The 24,566-nt window shown below is 69.9% G+C and carries 18 protein-coding genes and 1 pseudogene; 10 read left to right on the top strand and 9 right to left on the bottom strand.

The window, feature by feature from the left end:
* Positions 1-219: 219 nt before the first annotated feature.
* On the bottom strand, positions 220-627 hold the full coding sequence (locus E1291_RS18400; RefSeq protein WP_131739053.1) for a hypothetical protein: 408 nt from the start codon (positions 625-627) through the stop codon (positions 220-222).
* 65 nt (positions 628-692) lie between these two features.
* On the opposite strand from E1291_RS18400, the pseudogene E1291_RS44015 reads away from it, so the two are divergent.
* Positions 693-1,190: pseudogene (locus tag E1291_RS44015) on the top strand (alpha/beta fold hydrolase); the annotation flags it as partial.
* On the opposite strand, the gene E1291_RS44020 reads toward E1291_RS44015, so the two are convergent.
* From E1291_RS44020 to E1291_RS18415, 3 genes are all read right to left on the bottom strand, one after another.
* A complete protein-coding gene (locus tag E1291_RS44020) occupies positions 1,128-1,448 on the bottom strand; it encodes a DUF6300 family protein (protein ID WP_242614226.1) in 321 nt (106 codons plus the stop codon). The pseudogene E1291_RS44015 and the gene E1291_RS44020 overlap by 63 nt on opposite strands.
* Complete coding sequence (gene dnaE / locus E1291_RS18410; protein WP_131739054.1) at positions 1,445-5,002, bottom strand: DNA polymerase III subunit alpha; 3,558 nt, start codon at positions 5,000-5,002, stop codon at positions 1,445-1,447. Before dnaE ends, E1291_RS44020 begins: the two co-directional genes overlap by 4 nt.
* 85 nt (positions 5,003-5,087) lie before the next feature.
* Positions 5,088-5,792, bottom strand: a complete 705-nt coding sequence (locus E1291_RS18415) for a hypothetical protein (protein WP_131739055.1) — start codon at positions 5,790-5,792, stop codon at positions 5,088-5,090.
* On the opposite strand from E1291_RS18415, the gene E1291_RS18420 reads away from it, so the two are divergent.
* Positions 5,791-6,171, top strand: a complete 381-nt coding sequence (locus tag E1291_RS18420) for a hypothetical protein (protein ID WP_131739056.1) — start codon at positions 5,791-5,793, stop codon at positions 6,169-6,171. The two genes, E1291_RS18415 and E1291_RS18420, sit on opposite strands and share 2 nt — an antisense overlap.
* 1,290 nt (positions 6,172-7,461) lie before the next feature.
* Here the strand turns inward: E1291_RS18420 and E1291_RS18425 are convergent.
* The gene (locus E1291_RS18425) at positions 7,462-8,124 is read right to left on the bottom strand and encodes a LysE family translocator (protein ID WP_207400797.1); all 663 of its coding nucleotides are present in this window, start codon (positions 8,122-8,124) and stop codon (positions 7,462-7,464) included.
* A gap of 424 nt (positions 8,125-8,548) precedes the next feature.
* Here E1291_RS18425 and E1291_RS18430 point away from each other — a divergent pair, with 424 nt between their 5' ends.
* The 5 genes from E1291_RS18430 (at position 8,549) to E1291_RS18460 (ending at position 15,312) form a co-directional block, all read left to right on the top strand.
* Positions 8,549-9,316 carry a hypothetical protein gene (locus tag E1291_RS18430; protein WP_131739057.1) on the top strand — a complete coding sequence of 256 codons (768 nt, stop codon included), beginning with the start codon at positions 8,549-8,551 and terminating at the stop codon, positions 9,314-9,316.
* Positions 9,317-9,339: 23 nt separating this feature from the next.
* Positions 9,340-10,299, top strand: coding sequence for a hypothetical protein (locus tag E1291_RS18435; protein WP_131739058.1), 960 nt, complete (start codon positions 9,340-9,342; stop codon positions 10,297-10,299).
* Positions 10,300-10,326: 27 nt separating this feature from the next.
* Positions 10,327-11,385 (top strand): class I SAM-dependent methyltransferase, encoded by a 1,059-nt coding sequence (locus E1291_RS18440; protein ID WP_131739059.1) that lies wholly within the window; start codon positions 10,327-10,329, stop codon positions 11,383-11,385.
* Positions 11,382-12,095 (top strand): HAD-IA family hydrolase, encoded by a 714-nt coding sequence (locus E1291_RS18445; protein ID WP_131739060.1) that lies wholly within the window; start codon positions 11,382-11,384, stop codon positions 12,093-12,095. The genes E1291_RS18440 and E1291_RS18445 overlap by 4 nt, the downstream gene beginning before the upstream one ends.
* A 2,305-nt stretch (positions 12,096-14,400) precedes the next feature.
* Positions 14,401-15,312 carry a glycoside hydrolase family protein gene (locus E1291_RS18460; protein ID WP_131739061.1) on the top strand — a complete coding sequence of 304 codons (912 nt, stop codon included), beginning with the start codon at positions 14,401-14,403 and terminating at the stop codon, positions 15,310-15,312.
* Between the two features lie 13 nt (positions 15,313-15,325).
* Here the strand turns inward: E1291_RS18460 and E1291_RS18465 are convergent, their stop codons facing one another.
* Complete coding sequence (locus E1291_RS18465) at positions 15,326-16,318, bottom strand: sulfotransferase family protein (RefSeq protein WP_131739062.1); 993 nt, start codon at positions 16,316-16,318, stop codon at positions 15,326-15,328.
* 450 nt (positions 16,319-16,768) lie between these two features.
* Between E1291_RS18465 and E1291_RS18470 the strand changes: the two genes are divergently transcribed.
* Positions 16,769-17,143, top strand: coding sequence for a type 1 periplasmic-binding domain-containing protein (locus E1291_RS18470; RefSeq protein ID WP_131739063.1), 375 nt, complete (start codon positions 16,769-16,771; stop codon positions 17,141-17,143).
* Between the two features lie 421 nt (positions 17,144-17,564).
* Here the strand turns inward: E1291_RS18470 and E1291_RS18475 are convergent, their stop codons facing one another.
* The 3 genes from E1291_RS18475 to E1291_RS18485 all read right to left on the bottom strand — a co-directional run bounded on the left by E1291_RS18475 (position 17,565) and on the right by E1291_RS18485 (position 21,403).
* Positions 17,565-18,794: an acyl-CoA dehydrogenase family protein gene (locus E1291_RS18475; RefSeq protein WP_131739064.1), complete on the bottom strand. Its 1,230-nt coding sequence runs from the start codon at positions 18,792-18,794 to the stop codon at positions 17,565-17,567.
* Between the two features lie 45 nt (positions 18,795-18,839).
* Entirely contained in the window at positions 18,840-19,832 is a 993-nt protein-coding gene (locus E1291_RS18480) for a glucosyl-3-phosphoglycerate synthase (protein ID WP_131739065.1), read from the bottom strand.
* A 134-nt stretch (positions 19,833-19,966) separates the two neighbouring features.
* Entirely contained in the window at positions 19,967-21,403 is a 1,437-nt protein-coding gene (locus E1291_RS18485) for an XRE family transcriptional regulator (RefSeq protein ID WP_131739074.1), read from the bottom strand.
* 148 nt (positions 21,404-21,551) lie between these two features.
* On the opposite strand from E1291_RS18485, the gene aceA reads away from it, so the two are divergent.
* Both aceA and E1291_RS18495 read left to right on the top strand, forming a co-directional pair.
* Complete coding sequence (gene aceA, locus E1291_RS18490; protein WP_131739066.1) at positions 21,552-22,835, top strand: isocitrate lyase; 1,284 nt, start codon at positions 21,552-21,554, stop codon at positions 22,833-22,835.
* Between the two features lie 184 nt (positions 22,836-23,019).
* A complete protein-coding gene (locus E1291_RS18495; RefSeq protein ID WP_131739067.1) occupies positions 23,020-24,525 on the top strand; it encodes a M1 family metallopeptidase in 1,506 nt (501 codons plus the stop codon).
* Positions 24,526-24,566: the final 41 nt, after the last annotated feature.

Genomic DNA, 24,566 nt, shown 5'->3' on the forward strand with positions numbered 1-24,566 from the left:
GGTGCGCGCCGCGGCCGCGCGGGACGCGCGGCTGCCGGTGGCGCGCGTGCTGGAGCTGCTGGACGACCCGGCGGCGGCGCGCTGCGCCGCCGGCAACCCCGGCCTGCCGGTGCCGTCGATGCGGCGGATCCTCTACGACGTGGCGATCATCTGACCATCAAGCACAACGCGGCCTCACCGCTCCCCACACACCGATGAAGTCTCGGTGAGCACCACGCCTCAGGCGGGCTCGATCGCGATCAGGTAGAGATCGAGATCACTCTCGGTGAGAACGATGATCTGTGCGCCCGGCGCCGGGGAGACCTGGGCGGGGTGAGCGGGAATCCAGGTGTAGAGGGTGTGGTGGAGGCGGCCGTCCCAGCGGGGACGGTTGTAGCAGCCGGTGGTGGTGCCGGTGGCCGGGGAGGCGGCCGACGCGAGATTCGTCGACGCCGGCGGCGCGGGCGGCGGTGCCGATGCTAGCGCGCAGGGAGTGGGCGGTTGCCCGGCGTCGGTGTCGGCGGCCTTGACGATCGTGGCGACAGCGGCGGCGCGGCATCGCCGGCACGGACCCGGCGGCGCCGGGCCCGCCTCGCTGACCACCCTGGCCCGGGACCTGGCCGCCGTCCAGCAACTCCTGGCCCTCACGCGCACCTCGCTCCACCACGCCCCGGCCGGGAAGGTTCACCGGCAACCCCCGCTCGGGGCTGACGATCCGGCAGCACGGGCACTTCGGCAGGGCCGGGGCGTTCGCCGGACTGGCCGCCGCGCTGGCGCCGCGGTTCCGGGTGATCGCGCTGGAGCAGCGGTGCCACGGGCTCAGCGAGCGCCACCACGACGTCTCACCGGACGCCTATGTCGCCGACGCCGCCGCGTTCGCCCGGTCGCTGGGCCTGGGGCCGCTGGCGGTGCTCGGCCACTCGATGGGCGGGGTCGTGGCGTTCCGGCTCGCGGCACAACACCCCGAGCTGGTCCGGACACTGGTCGTCGAGGAGGGCGGAGCACTCAACCGGCCGCCCGCCGCCCGGACACCACGCTGCGCGAATTCCCCGGATGCGGTCACTAGGTCCACGACCGACGACCCACGAAAATTCGCCTCCACCGTCCGGGACTTCCTCACCGCACAGCCCAGGTGGCGGGGCGGGCGGTCACAGCTCTCCGCGGTACCACGCCTCGGTCTCGGCCCGCAGAGCGTTCTCGTCCGGCTCCGGTGGCCGCGCCCCCGCGACCCAGCGGAGCAGGACCCGCGCGAAGTCGGACGCGCCGTCCGGCTGCACGGAGCCATGGACGATGAAGTAGGTGACGACCGGGCCCGCGAGGGGATCGTCCGCGTCGCAGCGGGCGCACAGGAGGACGTCGCTGACGACCCGGATCCGGTTTCCCCGGGCGCCCGTCCAGACATGAGGTAGCCGCAAGACGGCGAGGACCTCCCCGATGCCGCATCGGGGGCAGGCCGACGCGGCGGTCATGTCCCGCCGATCGCGTCGGCGCCGAGCAGTGCCTTCACATCGCCGTAGAACGCCGGCTCGGGTCTGACCTGGAAGGGCTGGAGGTCCAGTAGCACGCTCGCCGCACCGTGCCGGTGGACGCGCACATGGACGGGCGCAGGGCCGGGATGAGTGGTCAGAATGTGCTTGAACTCCTGGACCAGCCCTGGGTTCAGCTGCGCCTCCCGGACGGAGATGACGACGGGCGGTTCGGTGCCGGCACGCGCGACGTCGAGCACGGTGACCTCTTCGCCGTAGATGCCCGTCGTCTCGTCGCGCACGTTGATCCTTCCCCGGACGGACACGACGCGATCCTCCGCCAGCGTCTCGCCGTACAGGAGGTAGGTCTTGGGGAAGATCAGGCACTCCACCGCGGCGTCGTGGTCCTCGAGACCGACGATCGCCCACGGGCTGCCCTGCTTGGTGACCTTGCGCTGGAGGCCGGAGATGATCCCGGCCACCGTGACGACGCCGTCCGTGCGGCCGGAGGCGAGGAGCTCGGCGATCGTGGTGTCCCGGCCGGCCTCCAGGACCCGCTCGATGCCGTCCAGCGGATGGGAGGACACGTACAGGCCGAGCATCTCCCGCTCGAAGGCCAGCAGGGTGCTCTTGTCCCATTCTCCCTCGGGGACCGCGACCGCGAGCACGTCGCCGGACCCGCCGTCCGGCTCGCCGGACGCGGCGAAGAGGGAGTCCTGGCCCCGGGCCTCGTTGCGCTTGACGTCGATGACCGCGTCGATGGCCTGCTCGTGGACCTGGACGAGGGCCTTGCGGGGGTGGCCGAGGCCATCGAAGGCGCCGGCCTTGGCCAGCGACTCGACGACCCGCTTGTTACACACGACGGCGGGGACCTTGGTCAGGAAGTCGTTGAAGCCGGTGTAGGCGCCCTTCTCGCGGCGGGCCGTCACGATCGCCTCGACGACGTTGCCGCCGACGTTGCGGATCGCGCCGAGCCCGAACCGGATGTCCGCGCCGACGGCGGCGAAGTTCAGCTCGCTCTCGTTGACGTCCGGGGGCAGCACCTTGATGCCGAGGCGGCGGCAGTCCGGCAGGTAGACCGCCATCTTGTCCTTGTCGCCGCCGACCGAGGTGAGCAGCGCGGCGAGATACTCGGCGGGATAGTTCGCCTTGAGGTAGGCCGTCCAATAGGACACGACGCCATAACCGGCGGTGTGGGACTTGTTGAAGCCGTACCCGGAGAAGGGGACGAGGACGTCCCACACGGCCTTCACCGCCTCGTCGGAGAAGCCTCGCTCCTTCATGCCCGTGGAGAACCTGCCCCACTCGGCGTCCAGGACGTCCTTCTTCTTCTTGCCCATCGCCCGGCGCAGCATGTCCGCACCGCCGAGGGAGTACCCGGCGAGCTGCTGCGCGATCGCCATGACCTGCTCCTGGAAGACGACCAGGTGGAACGTGTCGCCCAGGATCGGTTCGAGCGCCTCCGCCAGCTCGGGATGGATCGGTTCGACCTTCTGCTTGCCCGTCTTGCGCAGCGCGTAGTTGGTGTGGGCGTTCATCTCCATCGGCCCCGGCCGGTAGAGGGCGGACACTGCCGCGATGTCGGTGAACACCGTCGGGCGCATCAGCCGCAGCAGCGTTCGCATCCCGCCGCCGTCGAGCTGGAACACCCCCAGCGTGTCGCCGCGGGCGAGCAGCTCGTAGGTTCTCGCGTCGTCGAGGGGGACGGCGAGGATGTCGACCTCGACGCCCCTGTTCGCCCGGACGTTGGCGATCGCGTCGTTGATGACGGTCAGGTTCCGCAGCCCGAGGAAGTCCATCTTCAGCAGGCCCATGTCCTCGGCCTGCGTGAAGGGGAAACCCGTGACCACCGGGCCGTCCTGCTTCGGCTTCGCCAGTGGCAGCACGTCGATCAGCGGCTCGGACGAGAGGATCACGCCCGCCGCGTGGACGCCGGTTCCCCGGGTCAGTCCCTCGACGCCCGCGGCGGTGTCGATGACCTGCCTGACGTCGGGTTCCTCCTCGTACATCCGCCGCAGCTCGGCGGCCTCGCCGTGCCGGTCGTGAGCCGTGTCGTGGATGGCCGACAGCGGGATCTCCCGGCCGCCGACGGCCGCCGGGAACGCCTTGGTGATCCGGTCGCCGAGGGCGTACGGATGGCCCAGCACACGACAGGCGTCCTTCACCGCCGCCTTCGCCTTGATCGTTCCGAAGGTGACGATCTGGCAGACCCGGTCGGCCCCGTACCTGCGGGTGACGTAGTCGATCATCTCGTCCCGGCGGCGGTCGTCGAAGTCCAGGTCGACGTCCGGCATCGTGACGCGCTCGGGGTTGAGGAACCGCTCGAAGATCAGTTTGTGCTCGATCGGATCGAGCTCGGTGATGCCGGTGCAGTAGGCGACCATCGACCCGGTCGCCGATCCGCGCCCCGGGCCCAGGCCGATGCCGTTCGCGCGGGCGTGCCGGCAGATGTCGGCGACGACGAGGAAGTACCCGGGGAAGCCCATGTCGTCGATGACGGACAGCTCGTAGTCGATGCGGTCCAGCACCTCCCGCGGCGGGTCCCCCGCGTACCGGCGCCGCGCCCCCGCCAGCGTCTCCGCGCGCAGCCACGAGGACTCGGTGCCGCCCTCGGGGACCGGGAACTTCGGCATCAGGTCCCGATGGGCGAACACCTCGCCGTAGTCGCCGACGCGCTCGGCGACGACGAGCGTGTTGTCGCACGCGCCGGGGACCTCCGCGTCCCACAGCGCCCGCATCTCCTCGGCCGTCTTGACGAAGTACCCCGACCCCGAGAACCGGAAGCGGTTCTGGTCGGCGAGCCGCTTGCCGGTACCGATGCACAGCAGCGCGTCGTGCGCCCCCGCCTGGTCCTCGGTCACGTAATGCGAGTCGTTGGTCGCCAGCGGCGGCAGGCCCAGCGTCCTGCCGATCCTCAGGAGGTCCTCGCGGACCCGGCGCTCGATGGCGAGACCGTGGTCCATCAGCTCCAGGAAGTAGTTCTCCTCGCCGAAGAGGTCCCGGTACTTCGCCGCGGTCTCGACGGCCTCGTCGTACTGGCCCAGGCGGAGCCGCGTCTGGACCGCACCGGACGGGCAGCCGGTCGTGGCGATGATCCCCTCGCCGTACTCGGCGAGCAGCTCGTCGTCCATCCGCGGGTACTTCTGCACGTGCCCTTCGAGCCAGGCGCGCGATTGCAGGCGGAACAGGTTCCGCAGCCCCGCCGCGTCGGCCGCCCACATCGTCATGTGCGTGTACAGGCCCCGCCCGGAGACGTCGCCGCCCACCCCGGTGGCGTCGTCGGACCGGCGCAGCGACAGATCGTCGCTGTAGAACACCGGCTTGCGGTGATGGCGCGACGCCGGAGCGACGTACCCCTCGATACCGATGATCGGCTTGATGCCCGCCCGGCCCGCCGACCGGAAGAACTCGTACGCGCCGTGCACGTTGCCGTGATCGCTCATCGCCACGGCGGTCATCCCCAGCCGCGCCACCTCGTCCATGAGCCGCCCGACCTTCGCGGCCCCGTCGAGCATGCTGTACTCCGTATGGACATGGAGATGACTGAACCCCCGCATGAGCTACGCCCTCTGGTTGTCGAATCCGTGGTGCGGTCATTCGATCCGTAGAGGTGAGCGGTGTCTAACAATCGTTCAGTGGATCTCAGACAACCTTTTGTTGTTCATGGTGGTCGGCGCCGCCGGGCCGGGCGGCCGTGGTCTCACCGGTCGCGCGCAGTTCGGTGCGGGCCCGGTCGGCCCAGGGGGCGGCGCCGAGCCGCTCGAAGGCAGCCAGGGCCGAGCGCAGCGGGACGCGCGCGTCCGAGCGGCGGCGGGCCCGGCGCAGCCGTTCGCCGTGCGCCAGCTCGGTCCGGGCGCGTTCGAACGGTCGCCCGCCCCGCTCGTGCAGCCGCGCCGCCGCCTCGAAAGCCGCCTCGGAGGACGTGTCGGACGGCGCCAGCAGGGCCTCGCACCGCAGCGCGGCCGCCGACGACCACGGCTGGTCGACCGCGGCGGCCCAGGCGGCGAAGCGATCCCGGGCGGCCGCGGCCCGGCCGGGATCGCCCGCCCGGACGGCGGCCTCCACGAGGTCGGGAAGCGCGCAGAGCACGACGGCGGTGTGCCGGGCCGGGCCGGCGGCCGCCTCCTGAAGGACGCGCAGAGCCTCCTCATGACGCCCGAGCCCCAAATGGAGCAGGCCGAGCGCGCGCAGAGCGGCCAGCCCGGTGCGCTCGCCCACGGTCAGCCCCGCCAGCAGTTCCAGCAGCGCGAGCGGATTGCCCGCCGCCTCGTCGAGGACCCGTTCGCGGACGGTGACATCGAGGTCGGGGGGCGCGCGGGCACGAGGAGTTCTAGCCTTGGGCCTCATGACGACGACGGCCTCGCACTACACGAACGGTGAATGGAACAGCGTCCGGGACCTGTTGCCAGAGACATCGCAGGACGGCGACGAGGTGACAGCTGCGCTTGAGCAGCTGGGGTACGAGCTGTTCACCACGATCGGTGGCCACATCCCGACGGGGACGAGCATCGTGGTCTACTCGCGTCCCGAGACTCCTCGGTTCTTCATCGAGATCTGCGGCGACCAGGGCCGCTGTGAGCACTTCTACGCGGCGCAGACCCATGACGCCCTGGAACTGCTGGCCCGGTACGCGCCCATCGTGCAGGCCGCCGCCATCTCCTCAATGGCGGGCAACGCCGAGCACCTGGGCGACTCGCACGCGATGAACGAGACGACGCGCTGGTGAACGACACCTCCGCCGCCGCACCCCAGCCTCACAATGGCACCGGTCTCGATGAACCCGCCCTTGCGGTCACCGAGGGCGCAGGTCGACGTTCCACGCGGCTCTCCGGTTGACCCCAGTATCCAGATCCGGTGGAAGCCCTCCGCGCTCGATGGTGAGCCGCTACTGCTGCTGACGGGCGTGATCGTCACGCGTACTCTCCCCGACGACATGGTCGTGAACCGGAGGCGAGCATGACGGCCTCGACCGCCTGACGTCCCGGCCTGCCCGACCAGCAGGACGGGGATCTGGGCAACATGAGCGGCGCGATACGCCCCCGACGACCCTGTAGCCCATACTGGTGCGATCCGTACCCCGCCGACGCGGCCTGCTGCCCCGCGATGGCCGCCGACACCTGGGCGTCCGAGAAGGGCCCTGCGCCGGCCGTGACCGGACCGGCGGCGTAGAGCGGATTTTCATTCCTCGGCTCGCCGCGCCCGAGTCTTGGTGGCGGGACGCGCTAGCGGAGGTCAGCGTTTCGAGGAGTGGCCCAGGACCGCGGCGAGTTCGCGAGCACCGTTCACGTTGCGGTGCCGGGTGACGATGTCCTGGGCGACGGCCCGGATCGACGGCCGTCCGTTGACCTCGCTGGGAGCGTGCGCGGCGGCGAGCAGGAATTAGCGTGGTCTGCTCGGGGGCGCGGTGGACGCGTGCGAGGTCGGTGGCGTACCGGCCGCGGCGTTCGGCGGTGGGGAACATGCCCAGGCGCAGCCCGCGGGCGGCTTCCAGCGCACGGCCGGGGTCGCCCAGCGCCCACCGTGTCCCGAACGGCTCGGTGCCGACGGCCGCCGGGTGGGCATCTGGACCCACACCGATTCGGGCTTGCGCACCGGCGGGGTGGGGACGTTCAGCGCCTTGGCCAGAGCGGGCACGAGCCGAACCGGGCAGGTTGTACCGGAGGGCACCTTGCCTTTGCCGGTCCGGCATAGCGACCCGGCGGGCGCGGCGCGGCGAAATCAACATCGGCCAGTCGTGGGCTTCCACGCGAGTGAAGTCGTCGCCGTTCCCCCGCGATCGTTTCCATGTGGATGTTTCACACAACCATTTGTATGCAACGACCCATGAAAAACTATTCGCCTGGACGGCCGCCGCAGGACGGTATGCTCCATAGGCGTTTTCCACCGATGAAACATACCCACCCCAGACCATGCTCGCCGCATGCATGACCCTATCGCGCCGGTGTCACGCACCGCAGCGACCGCCACACTGAGCTATTTTTTCCCTGCTCGCATGGACCCGAATGGAAGGCCGCCATCAATGGCGTCCAAATGCGAGCCAGCCCGCAATGGTGACCATGGTGGCCCCGGTGGCACGGTCGAGTAGGCGCCGGGCCCGTGCCGTCAGATCGAACGAGGTGAGGGCTCCACCCACTCCCGCGTACACCAGAGCGGCCGCGAATTCCACGGCGATGTAGGCGGTCCCCAGCGCGATCAGCTGCACGGGCACCGCACCTGCGGCGTGGTTGATGAACTGAGGGAGGAACGCAGCGAAAAGCAGCAGCGCCTTGGGATTGGTGGCGGCCACCAGGAACTCCTGCCGAGTCAATTCCCAGCGAGTCCGACGTAGTGATGACAAGGAGGTCTGTCGTTCCTCTGCTCGTTCTTGCGCGCTACGCGGAGTTCGACTCTGATAGATCATGCGTCCCCCCAGGTAGAGCAAGTAGGCCACCCCGCACCACTTGACGACCGCGAAAGCCGGTTCCCAGGCCAGCAGCAGGCCGCCAAGACCGGCCGCTGTCGCCAGCGCTAGAAGAAGAAATGCCGAGAATCGGCCCGAAAGGGCCACGATGGCGTCCATTGCTCCTTGCTGGAGCGCATTGCGCAACGACAGTAACTGGTTGGCGCCCGGGGTGATCGCTATCAACGGAGCCGCGATGAGGAAGGACTGCCACTGAGGACTCATCATGTCCTCATTCATACCCCCTCGCCTGACGATCGTGTCGAGCGTGCCCGCCCCTGCGTGACCGATGGATGCCCTGACGCCGCAGGCCCGGCGATCTCGAACGGTAAAGTTAAATTTGCCCGGCTTTGGCGTTCGTTCTGTTTATGTGCGGGTGATTCTCACCCATTGGAGCCCGGCGTCAAACCGATGCACCATACCCGACGATGGGCCACGCAAACAAAGAGACCGAAAGTCGCTGGTCTATGCGTTGCAGGAAAAATAGCAGTTGCTATTCATGCGCGCGCATTTACTTGTGTCGATAACGCGGTCGCCCTGGCGTCGCGACCTGGAGATTCAAGGATTTTCCGCAGGTGGGGGCGCGTTTCGTTGACCACTTGATCTATTTATCGTCAAGTTTTATGTTGCCTACCTGAGGGCGCGCACGAAGAAGGGGCTTTGGGTGCACATACTTGAAAAGCAGACGCTCGGTGCCGTCACCGGCGTCGAGTCGGATATTCACCGGGTGAGCGAGCTTGCGTACGCGCGGCTCCGGCACGGCTACGACGAAACACTGCTGACCGCCATCGAGGGGAAGGCCAGGAAGCTGGCGCGCACGCACCCGGAGGCGCAGGACTCCGACCGGTTCTTGGGCCTGCGACATCTGCGGGAGGCTCAGGTGCACGTGCCGGAGATCGCCGAGTTGATGCATGACTCCGCCCGTCTGGAGGCGCTCAGCGAACTCGCCGGAACACGCCTGGCTCCCTACCCGATCAGCCGGGCGGCCTCGCATCTCAACTTCTACCGTCCGGGGGAGGTGCCCATCCACTTCCATACCGACGGCGCCGCGATGGTCGAACTCATTCCTTTGCACACCAGCGGCAGCACTCAGGGCGGAGCAACGCTCATCTACCGCGGTCGCGCAGACGAAGGCAAGGACCGGCTGGCACGCGGCCTCGACATCTCCGCGGCAGAGTCGGTGCGCATCCCGCAGCCGCGCGGCTGCAGCGTGCTCATGCAGGGCCGCATGCTGCTTCACCGAGCCGAGAGCTTCCCCGACGGTGAACGCCTCACCCTCGTGCTGGTGATGGAAGCCGCTGAGGAGCCTTGGAAAGACGACAACACGCTCATGCGGCTGCTTCTGGACGATCCCCTCGACAGCGTGCTGGAGGAATGGGTCACCCAGGCCCAGCGCCGGCTCGCCCTTTACCAGGCCCGCGACCGCACCTGAAACGGCATCGCAAGGAGTACCCCATGAACCAGCAGAGCACGGGAGTCAGCGCGATCACCTTCGGCGCCGACCGCGTGCGTCGATCCCTGATCCCCCGTCCTCGCACCGGCGCCGACTATGTCGCCGACGAACCGTCCTGGCGCAGCGGCTTCGTGGCAGACCTTCCCGCTGACCCGCCGCGGCGCCGGATGCGCGACTTCGGATACCGCGACCATGAACTGCACGGGACCCCTTCGCGGCCCGACGAGGTGGCCATGGCCGGACCGCTGCGGCTGCTCACCGACGAAGGCCTCGCGCACCTGGTGCGGATCTGCGCGAACCTGGCTCCGGTGGCCGTCACCAACGATTACGTCGTGACCCGCCGCCTGCGCGGCGTCGAGACGATTTCTCCGTTCGTGCACGACATGGTGCGCGACCCCGCGTTCCTGGCGCTGGTCTCCGACATCGTCGGCGTGCCGCTCATCCCTCATCCCATCCGTGACGCCGCCGTGCAGATCAACTACTACACCTCCGCCGGCGGCGACGCGGAAGTCGCCAAGTGGCACCTGGACGGCATGAACTACGTCTTCACGATGACCCTGACCGACCGCAGCGAGCACGACGGCGGCGACTACATCTACTTCCAGGGCCACCGCGCCGACTTCGACTTGCACAGCGACGGCATCCGCGCCGCCGGTGAACACCACCCCCAGGTCGCCAAGGCACCGTTCACCCGCGCCGGAGACACGATGTTCACCCGCGGGAGCCGGATCTACCACGCCGTCACCCCGCTCACCCGCGGCTTCAGGACCACCTTGGCCGTTTCGCTGTTCTGCCCCTTGTACGGCGCCCAAGACGAAAACCACTTCTGGCACAGCGCCCCCGACGACGGCCTCCTGCGCACGGTGAAGAACTGGATCGCCCTCCACCTGGCGATGCGTTCACCCATGGCCTACTGCCGTCGCAACCACATCCCCCGCCCCGCATCCTCACGATCCACCTGATCTCACGTCCCTCCGGGAGCACTGCTGATGACGTCAGCTGCAACGACCTCCGCGACCTCCTACAAGAGCGCCCAGGCCCACTACCTGTCCCCGAAGCGACGTGATCCGGTCAAGCGGCTCATGGAAGAACCCGCCTCGCGAGCCGTCCTGACCCGTGCGGTCACCAAACTCGACCTCCCGGCCGAGGCCCCGCTGAGGGTCCTGGATCTGGGCAGCGGCACCGGCGACGGCATCCACCTGCTGACCGCAACCGATGACACGAATCCGCCCGTCATCGCCGGCAACCGGCTCGACTACGTCGGCCTCGACGGAGACGCCGACATGGTCCGCACCGCCTCGTCGCTGCACCCGTCGGCCGCCTTCATCCACGCCGACATGCGCGGCGAGCTCCCCGACAACGACTTCGACCTCTACCTGTCATGCGGCGTGCCATACTCCCACCTCACTCCCAGCGAGACCATCGACGTCTTGACCGGCATCTTCACCCGCGCCCGAACTGCGCAACGGCGCACCGCCGTCATCGTCGACGTCCTCGGCCGCTTCTCCATCGAGTGGACCCCGCAGTGGCAGCACCACCAGTGGGACTACGCGATGACCTTCTTCCACGACGCCCCCGAACGTGTCCAATCGCCCATGACGTTCTACAGCTGCTCGGATTTGACGGCGGTCATCGCCGCGGCCGCCCGCGCCGCCAACGTCCGACCGCGCCACCTGGACTTCACCGACCGGTCCGTGCTCGTGGGCCGCCACACCACCACCCGCACCTTCAACGCCGACATCCAGCCCTACCGCCAGCTCATCAACGATTTGGCCGAAGGCACCCCGGCGACCCCCTGGCGGCGACTGCGCTTCGAACCCCCGACGGCCAAGGCGCCAAGCGCGATCACTCAGTTCTTCCGCGACCTGAGCAGCCGATGGAACGCTCAAGTCGACCGGGCAGGAGCACACCTGGCCCCCCACCAGCCCGTGCCCGGCACGCAGGGCCCGCTCCTGGCTCGCACCCTGCTGGAGTGTGAACGGCGAGCGCAGCAGGGACTCGGCGCAGCACACTCACTGATCGCCACCATCGTCATCGATCCCGCATGACGCAACCGGCGGCAGACCCACCAGGCCACCGACACTTGGGAACAGGCCGGGCACTGCTCATCGATCTGGACGGAGTCCTGGTCGACTCCATGCCCGCCATCGACCGCATCTTCGCCACCTGGGCCCGCGACCACGGGCTCGACCCCGCTCACGTCACTCGAACCATCCACGGCCGTCCCACCGCCGAGGCTTTGAAAGACCTGGTCCCCCTACACGAGGTTCCCGCCCACAGGCACCGCCTCGCCCAAGCCGAGATCACCGCCTCCTCCACCATGACCGCGCTGCCCGGAGCCCAGCAACTCCTGAGCCTCCTCCCCCCGCACGCATGGGCCATCGTCACATCCGGGGAACGCAGCGTCGCCCAAGCCCGTATCAACGCCACCGGACTGCCCAGTCCACCCGTACTGGTGAGCGCTGACGATGTCACCCGCGGCAAACCCGATCCCGAGTGCTATCTCCGAGCCGCAGCGCGCATCGGAGCCGCCCCCTCCGACTGCTGGGTCATCGAAGACGCCGACTCCGGGCTCGCCGCTGCCCACGCCGCCGGCATGCACTCCATCGGCCTCGGCAACCGCCTGAGAAACCAGACCTCGACGGAAGCGACCATCCGATCACTGGATGAACTCACCATCACCACAGAAGCCCGCCAGCTCACCATCACGATCCGGCGACCATGCAGAGTTCCCGGCAGCAAACTGGGAGCCCAATAAGCATGGCCCGCCATCCGCCCGGCGTTCCCGCAGCCCCCGCCGGGACCCTCACCCGCAAGACCTGAGCGCCCGGCCCGGGGATGGGCTTGTCTCAGGGGTGGGGTGGCGGGGTCTTTGACGCCGGGTCTTGAGACCCGGCACGAGCCGCGACCAGCCGGATGCGATTGGGGCGGCGCAGGGCAGCAGCGAGCCGTCGGCGTTGATGGCGGCTAGGCCGTGGCCGCACTTGGGCCCGCCTGCGGTTTCGGCGGGGGCCAGGCGGCGGGCCAGGGCGCGGCGGTGGATGAACACCCGCCGGTCCAGGACGCCGAGGTCGCCGGGGGGCTCGCGGCGGCCGTGCCGCGACCGCGCCGGCGGCAGGCCAAGCCGAGGTCTTCGTTGAGGGCCCGCAACTGCTGCTCGGCGAAAACCTCCTCGTCGCCGGGCAGTCCCAACCACTGGGCGGCCACTGCGCGCTCTGGGCTCGGTCGATGTCGGGGTAGATCTGTTCGAACAGGGCCCAGGAGATGATCGCGCCCTCGGGACGGCGATGGCGACCGACCACCAGCGGAGCGACGTCAAGACCCTGCGCGGACAGGCGCGCCAGGAGCGGCAGGAGGGCGGCGCGGGTCTGGGCGGCCGGGGCGACTTCGGTCACCGGAAGGGTCGCCGGGTCGAGGCCGCCGCCTTGAGCGCGGACGATCGCGTCAGTGACCAGCACCAGCAGCGCGTAGGAAAGCAGGACGCCTTCGGGGGACGCGATGGCGTCCCAGCACCAGGGGTTTGGCCATCACTCCGTGCTGGGCCGATTCGGTCAGGATACGGGCGAAGTTGACGCGGGCCTGAGATGCCGGTTCGACCTCGAGGAATCCGTCCATGATCCGATCTTCCATTTTTGTACACGTTTGCGAACAAGTTCGTGTGCGAATTCCCGGTGGTCGGGGCGCAGGCGAGGAAACCCGGTCATGTCGACGGCCGCGCCTATGCCCGAGACGCCATCGCAGCATTGCGCATGAGGCCGCCTTGACGCAGTAAGGCTCGATGCGGTCTCTCGGATCACAGGCCCAGACCTCGCAAGCCTCGTCGATGTCGGTCCGGAGACCCCCGCGGCCCGCAGTCCCTGGACGGCTTCGCGGAGCGCGGCCGGATACGGCTCTCGGGCTGCGGTCAGCGCATCCAGAGTGGCCGATCGCGGCCTCATCCGCGCGGCCGGTGGACGATCAGCCTCGCTGAGCAGTGCCAGGGCCGCTTGCGCACTGCGGCGGACGTGCTCCAGCGTGCGCCCGCACACCACCACGCTGGCGGCGCCGTGCGTGCCGGTACCGGAGCCGGAGCCGCGGACCGGCCCCGGGCCGGGCGCAGGGTCGGTGTTGTGCGGGCCCGTGCGGCCGGTCACCTGATCTCCCGCAGGAAGGCGATGACCTCGTCGGCCACGGCGGCCGGCAGAGCACCGCGCGTCACCACGATCTGGTGGCCGGCGGCTTCCAGCAGGACGTGCTCATCGCCCCGCGCCCGCGTGGGTGAGCGCGAGGCCGCGCTCGTCGGAGACCGCGCGGACCCGGGTCCAGCCCGAGCGGCGACGCTGCCTGATCTCCACAGTCACCGGCTGGGGTCTGGTGCCACTCCTGAAGCATCACAAGGTCTCCAGCCGTGGTGTTGCCGTCGTCACCGTCCCCGCAACGAGCAAGCACACGGACCGGGATCGAGTGGCTATCGCATGAACGAGTCGATGGCCGGATGCTCGAAGAGCGATTGGGCGCCGTACAGGCGCCAGGTTTTGTCGAACCCGGTTGCGACGGCGCGGAACTGCTTGAGCTTGGAGAAGCAGCGTTCCACCAGGTTGCGGCGTTTGTAGAGGGAAACGTCGAAGGCCGGTGGCCACCGACCCTTTCCGCCGCCCAGCGATCGGCTTGCCGGCCTGCCTGAGCCAGAGCACAGCCCCCCGGAGCGAGGCGCGGCAGCGCTGGGTCGCTGAGGTCACCGTCGGGTACTCCCCCGCCGGGAAAGGGACGCGAGATCTGGGCGCAGGTCGCCAGGATCGGCTGGGACCACGAGCAGTTCGGCATCCACGTATGGCGTTCTCAGCGCGTCGGCGGCGGCTTCGTGTCGATCCTCTCGGACGACGGATCGCGCTGGAGCAGATCTCCCGCCTCGTCGGCCACCAGGACACGACGGTCACCGAGAAGGTCTACCGGCAGCAGATCCGGTCTTGGACCCGGTCGCCGGCCGCCGCGCACTTCCGGGATCGAACGCCTCGGGAGCGCGGCCACCCCGGACGCGCCGGATGGCTGGACCTCGACCCCTATGCCATGCCTATTATTTCGACATGGAATTGGGGGAAACTGACCCGCGGGTTGCCGCTCTGCTGCCGCGCCTGGACCGTTCGGTCGTCGCCGTGGAACCGCCGGGTGACGGCGACGGGTACTGGGCCGGAGCGCCCAGCGCCGTCGAGAGCGAGGGGTGGATCTACCTGGCTTACCGGTTGCGGCGGCCCATCGGGAAAGGACGCGGCTACGCGGTGGTGGTCGCCCGCTCCACCGATGGCGAGCGCTTCGAACCGCTGGTCACGATCGGCAAGGACGCCATGGAGGCCGAATCCCTGGAGCGACCCGCCCTCGTCCGGACCCCCGAGGGAACGTGGCGGCTCTACCTGAGCTGTGCCACGCCGGGAACCAAGCATTGGCGCGTGGAGGTGCTCCAGTCCGACGCCCCGGACCGGTTCAGCGCCCGCGACCGGCGGGTCGTGCTGCCCGGCGACGAGAAGACGGGCGTGAAGGATCCGGTGATCGTCCGGCACGGCGGCCGCTGGCACCTGTGGGCCTCATGCCATCCGCTGGCCGACGCGGCCGAGGCCGACCAGATGACCACCGAGTACGCCACCAGCGCCGACGGGATGGAATGGACCTGGCACGGGACGGCTCTCAGCCCCCGGCCGGGCGAGTGGGACGCCCGGGGCGTGCGGGTCAGCGCGGTGCGCTTCGCACCCGACGGGATCGTGGCGGCCTATGACGGCCGGGCCAGCGCGGCCGAGAACTTCGAGGAGCGCACCGGCTTCGCCGTCGGCGGCGACCCCGCCGCGCTCTCGGCCGTCGGATCCGCTCCGTGGGCGTCCTCGTCCCACCACGGCGGCGGGTTGCGCTACCTGGAGGCCCTGACCACTCAGGACGGTCACCTCCGTCTGTTCTACGAGGTGACCCGCGCGGACGGAGCACACGAGCTGCGTACCGAGTTGCGCTGACCGGTCCCGTATCTCAGCGCGCAGTCGGACGGCCGTTGCGGGCCTGGCGCTGCCCGTCCGGCCGCGCGCCCACCCGCCCGCCGGAGGCCGCCTTCGGCTCCAGCCAGTCGCCGAAGTCCTCGCCGGTGACCTTCTCCAGCAGCTTGACGTCGGCTTCGAACAGGGGGATGAGGGCCTCGCGCTGCTCCCAGGTCAGCGGCCGCCGGGCCGGGCCGTTGCGCTGGAGCGCGCGTTCCAGCGGCGTGGCGACCCGGCCGGCCAGGTCACCGGGCAGGACCGTGCCCGCCGACACACCGGCCCGCAGCATCCACGACAGGACGCGATGACGCGTCGTGCGGCCGGGATGCACGGTGACGTTCTCCCGCGGCACCTCGGTGAGGACGCCCGGCTCGACGTTCAGGAACGAACAGATGCGGTCCAGCGTTGGCGCCGGCTGCTCAAGCAGTTCGCGGTACCGGAAGACCAGGACCTGCTCGCGGGGGAACAAGCCGTACAGGTGCTCCAACTGCTCCCCGTACCGGCCCAGCCGGACGTAGTGCCAGAAGGCCGCCCAGCCCGCGTCGATCCGCCGCTCCTCCTCCCGGCAGGCGAGAACGACGTCGTCGATGGGCTCCAGCCCGGCCGACCACAGATGCGTCCAGTTGGAGTGGGCCCGCTCCACCGGGTCGCGCAGGACGGCGATCAGCCGAGCCTCGGGGATCAGCTCGTGGATGCGCCGCTGGGCGGCCCGGTCGTACAGGTAGAACGGAGTGGACTCCCCGCGCAGCGTGCCGGGCGGGGCGTCGGCGAACAGCGCCTCGTAGTCCGCCCTGCGCCAGACGTGCTCCCGGTAGGTCTGCGCGTCACCCGGCCCTCCCCGGGCCGGAGGGGGCGCGCCGCCGGTCAGGAAGAACTTGGGCTCTTTCACCGCCGACAGGTGGAGCCCGGGGTGACCGGCCAGCGCCGCGTGCAGCGCGGTGGTCCCGGTCTTCGGGGCACCGATGACCAGGAAGTCCGGCAGTGCCATCACGTCCTCCTAGCACGATCTCGATCCAAGCGCACTATATCTACCAATTAAGTAGGTAACTAGTCTATGTCCTTCCCGAAACCAGATATCGACGTGTCACGCCGACTGGCCGGGAGGACCACCGGCCCGGCGGCCGATGCGACAGTGGCCGAGCTCTCGCTCGAGTCGTTGATGCGGTGATCAGGCCGTCAGAGAAGGAAGGCGCGCGACCGCCGGGCGTGGACCGAGCTGAAGGAACAGGGCAGGGGACATCGACCTCCAGCGGCGACCGGACGGCAGGGCGGCGGCCCGACCGACCAGGTCGCGCGGCGACACGGCGTGCTGGGCAGTGCTGACGCAGGCACCGTCGGCCGGGACGGCGGGTCCGGTGTCGGCCAGCGGGCAGCGCCATCGGCATCGCCCCGCCGAATGCCCTCCGATTCGGCGCGGGGAGTTCTAGCCTTGCGCATCATGGCGACGACGGCCCCGCACTACGCGGACGGTGAATGGAGCAGCGGCCCCGAGCTGCTGCCGTCCTCATGGCAGGATGGCGACGAGGTGACCGCTCAACTTGAGCAGCTGGGGTACGAGCTGTTCACCACGATCGGTGGCGACGTCCCGACGGGCACGAGCATCACGGTCTACACGCGTACTGAGACGCCTCGATTCTTCATCGAGATCAGCGGCGACCAGGGCCGCAGCGAGCACGTCTACGCGGCTCAGACGCATGACGCCCTGGAACTGCTGGCCCGGTACGCGCCGATCGCGCAGGCCGCGGCCATCTCCTCGATGGCGGGCAACACCGAGAACCTGGACGACCTGTTGCGCGCGATGAACGGACGATGAGCTGAGGGGCGACTCGCCCGCGAGACCATCGGGCAGGCGAAGCGTTCACGCGCGAGCACGCGCCGAACTCCGGCCGTCTACCTCTCGTGCTGCTTTCTGCGGGTCTGGTGGCGGCGCGCGCTGGTGGCATACGGCTCGGCAGGCTGCACGCCGAGGTGCAGGCACGGTGGGGCGTGATCCGACCTGCTGGACTTCCTCAAGGAATCCGACTTCGTCACCGGGTTCACCGACGCCTTCTCCAGCGTCGCCGACAGCGCGAACACGGCGAGACCGAGGCCGCACTACGGGCCACCCGGTACCTGTTCGTCAACCGCCTCCGCCTTTGACGCTGCCTCGGCTCAGAGCTCGTGGCGGTCGGCTACGATCGGTTCTCCCAGGTGATCTTCGCAGGTAAGCGGGGACGGCACCGGCCGGGCGGGGTTCAGCGGACCGGTAGGCCGGTGACGGCGCGACCGATGACCAGGCGCTGGATCTCGCTGGTGCCTTCAAAGATGGTGAAGATCTTGGCGTCGCGGTGCATCCGCTCCACCGGGTAGTCGCGGGTGTAGCCGTTGCCACCGAGGATCTGGACGGCCTCCTCGGTGACGGCGACCGCCATCTCACCGGCCATGAGCTTGGCCATCGAGCCCTCGGCGTTGGCGAACTCCCTGCCGGTGCGGGCCATCCACGCGGCGCGCCACACCATGAGGCGCGCCGCGTCCAGCCGGCACTTCATGTCGGCGAGCTTGAAGGCGACGGCCTGGAAGTCGCCGATCTTGCGGCCGAACTGCTCGCGCTCGCGGGCGTAGTCCAGCGCGTAATCGTAGGCGGCGCGGCCGACGCCGAGCGCCATGGCGCCGACGGCCGGGCGGGTGGTCTCGAACGTCTTCATCGCGGTCTGGCCCTTGGCGCTCCTGCCCTCGCGGACCCGCGCGACGCGCTCGTCGAACCGCTCCTTGCCGCCGACGACGAGGCGGCTCGGCAGCCGCACGCCGTCCAGGACGACCTCCGCGGTGTGCGAGGCGCGGATGCCGTGCTTGCGGAACTTCTGGCCCTGCGTCAGGCCGGGGGTGCCCGGCGGGACGATGAAGGCGGCCTGGCCGCGGCTGCCGAGCTCGGGGTGCACGGAGGCCACCACGACGTGCACGTCGGCGATGCCGCCGTTGGTCACCCAGGTCTTGGTGCCGTCCAGCACCCACTCGGCGGCGGCCTCGTCGAAGACCGCGCGGGCGCGGATGGCGCCGACGTCGCTGCCGGCGTCGGGCTCGGAGGCGCAGAACGCGCCGAGCCCGACCTCGCCGGGGGTCCCGAACATCGGCGGCACCCACTCGGCGACCTGCTCGGGGGTGCCCGCGGCGGCGACGGACGCGGCGGCCAGCCCGGTGCCGACGATGGACAGCGCGATGCCCGCGTCGCCCCAGAACAGCTCCTCGAACGCCACCGGGATGCCGAGACCGGTCGGCTCCAGCCACTGGGTCGCGAAGAAGTCGAGCGAGTAGAGGCCGATCTTGGACGCCTCCTGGATCAGCGGCCAGGGGGTCTCCTCGCGCTCGTCCCACTCCGCCGCCGCGGGACGGATCGCGTCGCGGGCGAACGCGTGCACCCACTCCCGGACCTGCCGCACGTCCTCGCTCGGTTCCAGTGAGAACGGCGTCGGCTCGGCACTCGCCATGATTATTGACCCTTCTTCCAATATGGAAGTTACCAACGGTAGCAGTCACAATGGCGGGGCCGTTCCCGGCGCGAGGGGCCGCGCGGCGGCGTAGCCGGGCACATCGATCATCGGCGGGCGCTCGGCCACGGCGACGTCGCTCGTGCGCGGGTCGTGGCCGTGCGGGGCGCGGCGGAACTGGGTGAGCGCGGTCGCCGGGGCGCCGAGCGGGATCATCCGGCCGTGCCGCTCCAGCCGGGACCAGGCGGTCAGCATGATCTGGCCGGACATCGCGCCGAGGGCCTCGGTGGACTGGTGCGAGTGCACCCGGCTGCCGAGGTCGACCTGGGCGATCGCGTCGAGCCCGGAGTCCTCGTGGACGTCCAGCAGCAGGCCGAGCTCCACCCCGTAGCCGGTGACGAACGGGAGCCGCTCCAGCAGCGCGCGGCGGCCCGCGTACTCCCCGCCGAGTGGCTGCACGACGCCCGCGAGCAGCGGCCAGTGCAGGTTGATCAGCGGGCGGGCGACCAGCTCGGTCACCCGGCCGCCGGCGCCCTCGGCGCGCCGCTCCCCCTCGACCAGCGGCCGGTCGTAGCAGCCCTTGACGTAGCCCACCGACGGGTCGGTGAGCAGCGGGCCGAGCAGCCCGGTGACGTATCCGGAGGTGAAGCCGCGCAGGTCGGCGTCCACGAAGACGAGCAGGTCGCCGGTCGTCGCGGCGAGGGACTTCCACAGCGCCTCGCCCTTGCCGGACATGCGGCCGTGCTCGGGCAGGACGTCGTCCTGGGCGACGACCTCGGCGCCCGCGGCGGCGGCCGCCGCGGCGGTCCCGTCACGGGAGCGCGAGTCGACCACCACGATCTCGTCGACCAGCGGGACCCGCTCGACCAGGTCGGCGCGGATCGTCGCGACGATGGCGCCGACCGTCGCCTCCTCGTCGCGCGCCGGCAGCACGACGCTGATCCGGGCGGCGCCCTTGGCGGAGAGCAGCAGGCCGGGGGGAAAGTCCCCGGCCCTGCTCGTGCGGCGGCGCGACCACGCCGTGACCTCGGGCAGCATGCGCCCTCCTCCCGTGCGATCCGGCCCCGGGCGGGCCCGCCCTCACAGCAAAGCCCGATCGGGACGGCCCCGCGGCCGGGGACACGGCGCGGGCCCGGCGGACCCAGGAAGTTAACAAGGGCACAACACGGCCGTCATTCGGCGGCGTGCCGGTCGAGGAACTCGTAGACGTCGGAGTCGTCCACGCCGGGGAACGCGCCGGGCGGCAGGACCGACAGCACGTGCGAGTGCGCGCGGGCGGACGGCCAGGCCATTCCCTCCCACCGGTCGGACAGGGCCTTGGGCGGGCGCTGGCAGCAGTCGCCGTCGGGACAGGCCGACTTGACCCTGCGCGTCGTCTCGCGGCCGCGGAACCAGCGCGAGTCCTCGAACCGCACGCCCAGCGTGATCGCGAAGTCGCGCTCGTGGCTCGGGTCGATGTGCGACAGGCACCAGTACGTGCCCTTGGGGGTGTCGGTGTACTGGTAGTACACCGAGAAGCGGTCCTCGGCGGTGAACACGTGACGCCCGGCCCAGGCGCGGCACATCCGCTGCCCCTCGATCGCCCCGTCCTCGTCCTGGGGAAAGGCGAGGCCGTCGTTCGCGTACGCCTTGTAGATGGTGCCGTTCTCGTCGTTCTTCGTGAAGTGGAGCTGGAGACCGAGGTGGTGGGTCGCGACGTTGGTGAACCGGTGCGCCGCCATCTCGTAGGAGACGGAGAAGACGTCCGCCAGGTCCTCCACCGACAGTTCCCGCGCCTCCTTGGCCTCCTGCAAGAAGGGCACGACGCTGCGCTCGGGCATCAGGATCGCGGCGCCGAAGTAGTTGGCCTCGACGCGCTGGCGCAGGAAGTCGGCGAAGTCGCGGGGCTGGTCGTGGTCGAGCGCGATGTGCCCGAGCGTCTGCAGCAGGATCGTCCGCGGCGTGTGCATCCCGAGCTGCTCGCGCTCCAGGTAGATGCGCCGGTTGCGCAGGTCGGTGACGGAGCGGACGGAGCGCGGCAGGTCCTGGACGTACTGCAGGCTGAACCCGAAGTGCCCCACCAGGGTCATGAGCATGCCCTGCGAGACCGCGCCGCCCCGGTAGCCGACCGCGTCCAGCGTCTGCGCGGCGACCTGCTCGATCTCGGCGAAGTGGTTGCCGCGCTCGTGCATCTGGCGGCGCAGCTCGGCGTTGGCCTTGCGCGCCTCCTCCGGGCTCGCGGTCGGCTTGGTCCGGCTGCGCTTCAGCTCCCCGTACAGCGCCAGGATGTGCTCGATCACCTCGTTCGGCATCCGCTTGCCGACCTTGAGGTGCGACAGGCCGAGCGTGCGGTACAGCGGGTCGCGCTGGGCCTCCTCCAGCTCGATCTCCAGTTGCGCGCGGCGGCTCGGCGGCTGGCGGCGCAGCAGTTCCTCCACCGGGCACTCCAGCGCGGTGGCGAGGGCCTGCAGCAGGGACAGCTTCGGCTCGCGCCGGCCGTTCTCCAGCAGGGAGAGCTGGGACGGCGCCCGGCCCACCCGCGCGCCCAGGTCCGACAGCGTCATGCCGCGGCCGCGCCGGAGATGGCGCAGCCGCTGGCCGAAGGTGACGAGATCGACGTCGCTCGTCAAGTTGAGGGGTTCTTCTGGCCGCAATGTCGTCACCGCTTCATGGTAGCGGAAATTTCGCCCTTCTTCTGTTACCGGACGGATCACGCGGGGGCCGCACCCGGGGCATAGTCGGGACAAGCACCCAGGGGACGACACAGAAGGGCACGACATGAGCGACAGTCGCCTCAAGGGCGCAGCCGAAGAGCTGCAGCGGAACTGGGACACCGGCGCGCGCTGGAAGGGCATCGAGCGCACCTACACGGCCGAGGACGTCGTGCGGATCCGGGGTTCGGTCCAGGAGGAGCACACCCTCGCACGGCTCGGCGCCGAGCGCCTGTGGAAGCTGCTGAACGAGGAGGACTACGTCCACTCGCTCGGCGCGCTCACCGGCCTGCAGGCCGTCCAGCAGGTGAAGGCCGGGCTCAAGGCCATCTACCTGTCCGGCTGGCAGGTCGCCGCGGACGCCAACCTGGCCGGCCAGACCTACCCCGACCAGAGCATCTACCCGGCCAACTCGGTCCCGGCGGTGGTGCGGCGCATCAACAACGCGCTGCTGCGCGCCGACCAGGTCCAGTGGTCCGAGGGCGAGGGCGACACCCACTTCCTCGCGCCGATCGTCGCCGACGCCGAGGCGGGCTTCGGCGGGGTCCTGAACGCCTTCGAGCTGATGAAGGGCATGATCGCCGCGGGCGCCGCGGGCGTGCACTGGGAGGACCAGCTGGCCTCCGAGAAGAAGTGCGGCCACCTCGGCGGCAAGGTCCTCATCCCGACCTCGCAGCACGTCAAGACGCTGAACACCGCGCGGCTGGCCGCGGACATCTCCAACGTGCCCAGTCTGATCATCGCGCGGACCGACGCCGAGGCCGCGACCCTGATCACGACGGACGTGGACGAGCGCGACCGCGAGTTCATCACCGGCGAGCGCACCGCCGAGGGCTTCTACCGGGTCCGCAACGGCATCGAGCCCTGCATCGCCCGCGCCAAGGCGTACGCGCCGTACTCCGACCTCATCTGGATGGAGACCGGCACCCCGGACCTGGAGCAGGCCCGCAAGTTCGCCGAGGCCGTCAAGGCCGAGTACCCGGACCAGATGCTGGCCTACAACTGCTCGCCGTCCTTCAACTGGAAGGCGCACCTGGACGACGCGACCATCGCCAAGTTCCAGCGCGAGCTCGGCCACATGGGCTTCAAGTTCCAGTTCATCACCCTGGCGGGTTTCCACGCGCTCAACTACGGCATGTTCGACCTGGCCCACGGCTACGCCCGCGAGGGCATGACGGCCTACGTCGAGCTGCAGGAGCGCGAGTTCGCGGCGGCCGCACAGGGCTTCACCGCGGTCAAGCACCAGCGCGAGGCCGGTACCGGCTACTTCGACATGGTCAGCACCGCGATCGCCCCCGACTCCTCCACCACCGCCCTCAAGGGCTCCACCGAAGAGGGCCAGTTCCACTGATCCTCACGGCCCGATCACCTCGGGCCGGATCCTCCCCCATGCCGAAGGCCCCCGCGTCCCTACACCCGCGGGGGCCTTCTGGAGCGTTGCCACCTGCGGCCACTTCCGGCACAAGTCTCGACTTATTCCGCTATTGCGGGCAATGTAAGCACGCTTGTGATCACTCAAGGGAGAGGATCCTCAGATGGCGCTGCGCCACCATCGGTTCATCGCGCGCCGGGCGACCCCCGGGCGCATGCTCCCGATCGCCGTCGCCGCCGTGAGCGTCGTCGCGCTCGCGCCGGCCGCGTCCGCCGCCGGCCATGACCGCTACACCCCAGGCGCCCCCGGTGTGGGGGACGCCTACTTCCCCCTCGAGGGCAACGGCGGTTACGACGTCCAGCACTACTCCCTGGACCTCCGCTACGACCCCGACTACGACCAGCTCGACGGCACCGTGACCATCACCGCTCAGGCCACGCAGGACCTGTCGAGCTTCGACCTCGACCTGTCCGGCCTGGACGTGGAGCGCGTCAAGGTGGACAAGAAGAAGGCCTCCTACACCCGGCGCGGCCAGGAACTGGTCATCACGCCGAGCAAGGGGCTGCGCAAGGGCAAGACGTTCACCGCGGTCGTCACCTACGGCGGCGTACCGCAGACCATCGTGGGCTCGCCGATCGTCTTCGGCTCGCCGTACGGCTTCCTGCACACGCCGGACGGCGCGTTCGTCGGCGGGGAGCCCAACGGCGCGTCCACCTGGTTCCCGGTGAACGACCACCCGAGCGACAAGGCGACCTACGACTACACCATCACGGTGCCGAAGGGCCTGCGGGCCGTCGCCAACGGCCTGCTGACCGGGACCCAGAACACCGTCGCCTCGTTCAGCCGCCGTAGCTCCGCCACGTCCTCGAGCGTCTTCAAGTGGCGCGAGGACAGCCCCATGGCGAGCTACCTCACCACGATCGACATCGGCAAGTGGGACATCCGGGAGGGCCGCACGCCCGGCGGGCTGCGCAACTACACCGCCGTCGACCCGGTGCTGCTGGCCGCCCAGCCGAACGCGGCGAGCTTCTTCTTCGACACCACCAGCGAGGCCACGGACCTGTGGGACAAGACCTTCGGGCCGTACCCGTTCAGCACGACCGGCGCCATCGCCGACGACGCCCGCTTCAACGGCCAGCCGCTCGGCTTCTCCCTGGAGACCCAGGGCAAGCCGGTCTACTCGGCCGTCCGCAACACCGGCACCATCGCCCACGAGCTGGCGCACCAGTGGTTCGGTGACAGCGTCTCCCCGCAGCGGTGGAAGGACGTCTGGCTGAACGAGAGCTTCGCGAGCTGGGCGGGGTGGTACTGGGCCGAGAAGCACGGCGGCGCCACGGTCCACGACCAGGCCCGCGCCACCTACAACTCCCGCGCGTTCCCCGACCCGGCGGGCAGCCCGTTCTGGTCGGTCGTGACCGCCGACCCGCAGCGCGACACGATGTTCAACCAGCGCGTCTACAGCGGCGGCGCCCTGGCGCTGCAGTTCCTCCGCGAGAAGATCGGCGACGAGAAGTTCTTCACGCTGCTGCGGACCTGGGTCGCGCAGCACCGGCACGGCAACGCCACCACCGAGGAGTTCACCGCCCTGGCCCAGAAGGTCTCCGGCCAGGACCTGACCCAGTTCTTCAAGGAGTGGATCTACTCCCCCATCAAGCCCAGCCTCCCGTGACCCACGTGCCGTAACCCGCTCTTCGCCCGCCCCCCGGCCCG

The sequence above is a fragment of the Actinomadura roseirufa genome (assembly GCF_900659635.1).
GTDB lineage: Bacteria > Actinomycetota > Actinomycetes > Streptosporangiales > Streptosporangiaceae > Spirillospora > Spirillospora roseirufa.

Bases quoted from the DNA above. Each gene is read 5' to 3' on its own strand.
- E1291_RS18495 (WP_131739067.1), top strand. From the start codon at position 23,020: ATGGCGCTGCGCCACCATCGGTTCATCGCGCGCCGGGCGACCCCCGGG.
- E1291_RS18425 (WP_207400797.1), bottom strand. From the start codon at position 8,124: ATGAATGAGGACATGATGAGTCCTCAGTGGCAGTCCTTCCTCATCGCG.
- dnaE (WP_131739054.1), bottom strand. From the start codon at position 5,002: ATGCGGGGGTTCAGTCATCTCCATGTCCATACGGAGTACAGCATGCTC.
- E1291_RS18465 (WP_131739062.1), bottom strand. From the start codon at position 16,318: ATGGCACTGCCGGACTTCCTGGTCATCGGTGCCCCGAAGACCGGGACC.
- E1291_RS44020 (WP_242614226.1), bottom strand. From the start codon at position 1,448: ATGACCGCCGCGTCGGCCTGCCCCCGATGCGGCATCGGGGAGGTCCTC.
- E1291_RS18460 (WP_131739061.1), top strand. From the start codon at position 14,401: ATGGAATTGGGGGAAACTGACCCGCGGGTTGCCGCTCTGCTGCCGCGC.
- E1291_RS18475 (WP_131739064.1), bottom strand. From the start codon at position 18,794: ATGGCGAGTGCCGAGCCGACGCCGTTCTCACTGGAACCGAGCGAGGAC.
- E1291_RS18480 (WP_131739065.1), bottom strand. From the start codon at position 19,832: ATGCTGCCCGAGGTCACGGCGTGGTCGCGCCGCCGCACGAGCAGGGCC.
- E1291_RS18470 (WP_131739063.1), top strand. From the start codon at position 16,769: ATGGCGACGACGGCCCCGCACTACGCGGACGGTGAATGGAGCAGCGGC.
- E1291_RS18445 (WP_131739060.1), top strand. From the start codon at position 11,382: ATGACGCAACCGGCGGCAGACCCACCAGGCCACCGACACTTGGGAACA.
- E1291_RS18435 (WP_131739058.1), top strand. From the start codon at position 9,340: ATGAACCAGCAGAGCACGGGAGTCAGCGCGATCACCTTCGGCGCCGAC.
- E1291_RS18420 (WP_131739056.1), top strand. From the start codon at position 5,791: ATGACGACGACGGCCTCGCACTACACGAACGGTGAATGGAACAGCGTC.
- E1291_RS18415 (WP_131739055.1), bottom strand. From the start codon at position 5,792: ATGAGGCCCAAGGCTAGAACTCCTCGTGCCCGCGCGCCCCCCGACCTC.
- aceA (WP_131739066.1), top strand. From the start codon at position 21,552: ATGAGCGACAGTCGCCTCAAGGGCGCAGCCGAAGAGCTGCAGCGGAAC.
- E1291_RS18440 (WP_131739059.1), top strand. From the start codon at position 10,327: ATGACGTCAGCTGCAACGACCTCCGCGACCTCCTACAAGAGCGCCCAG.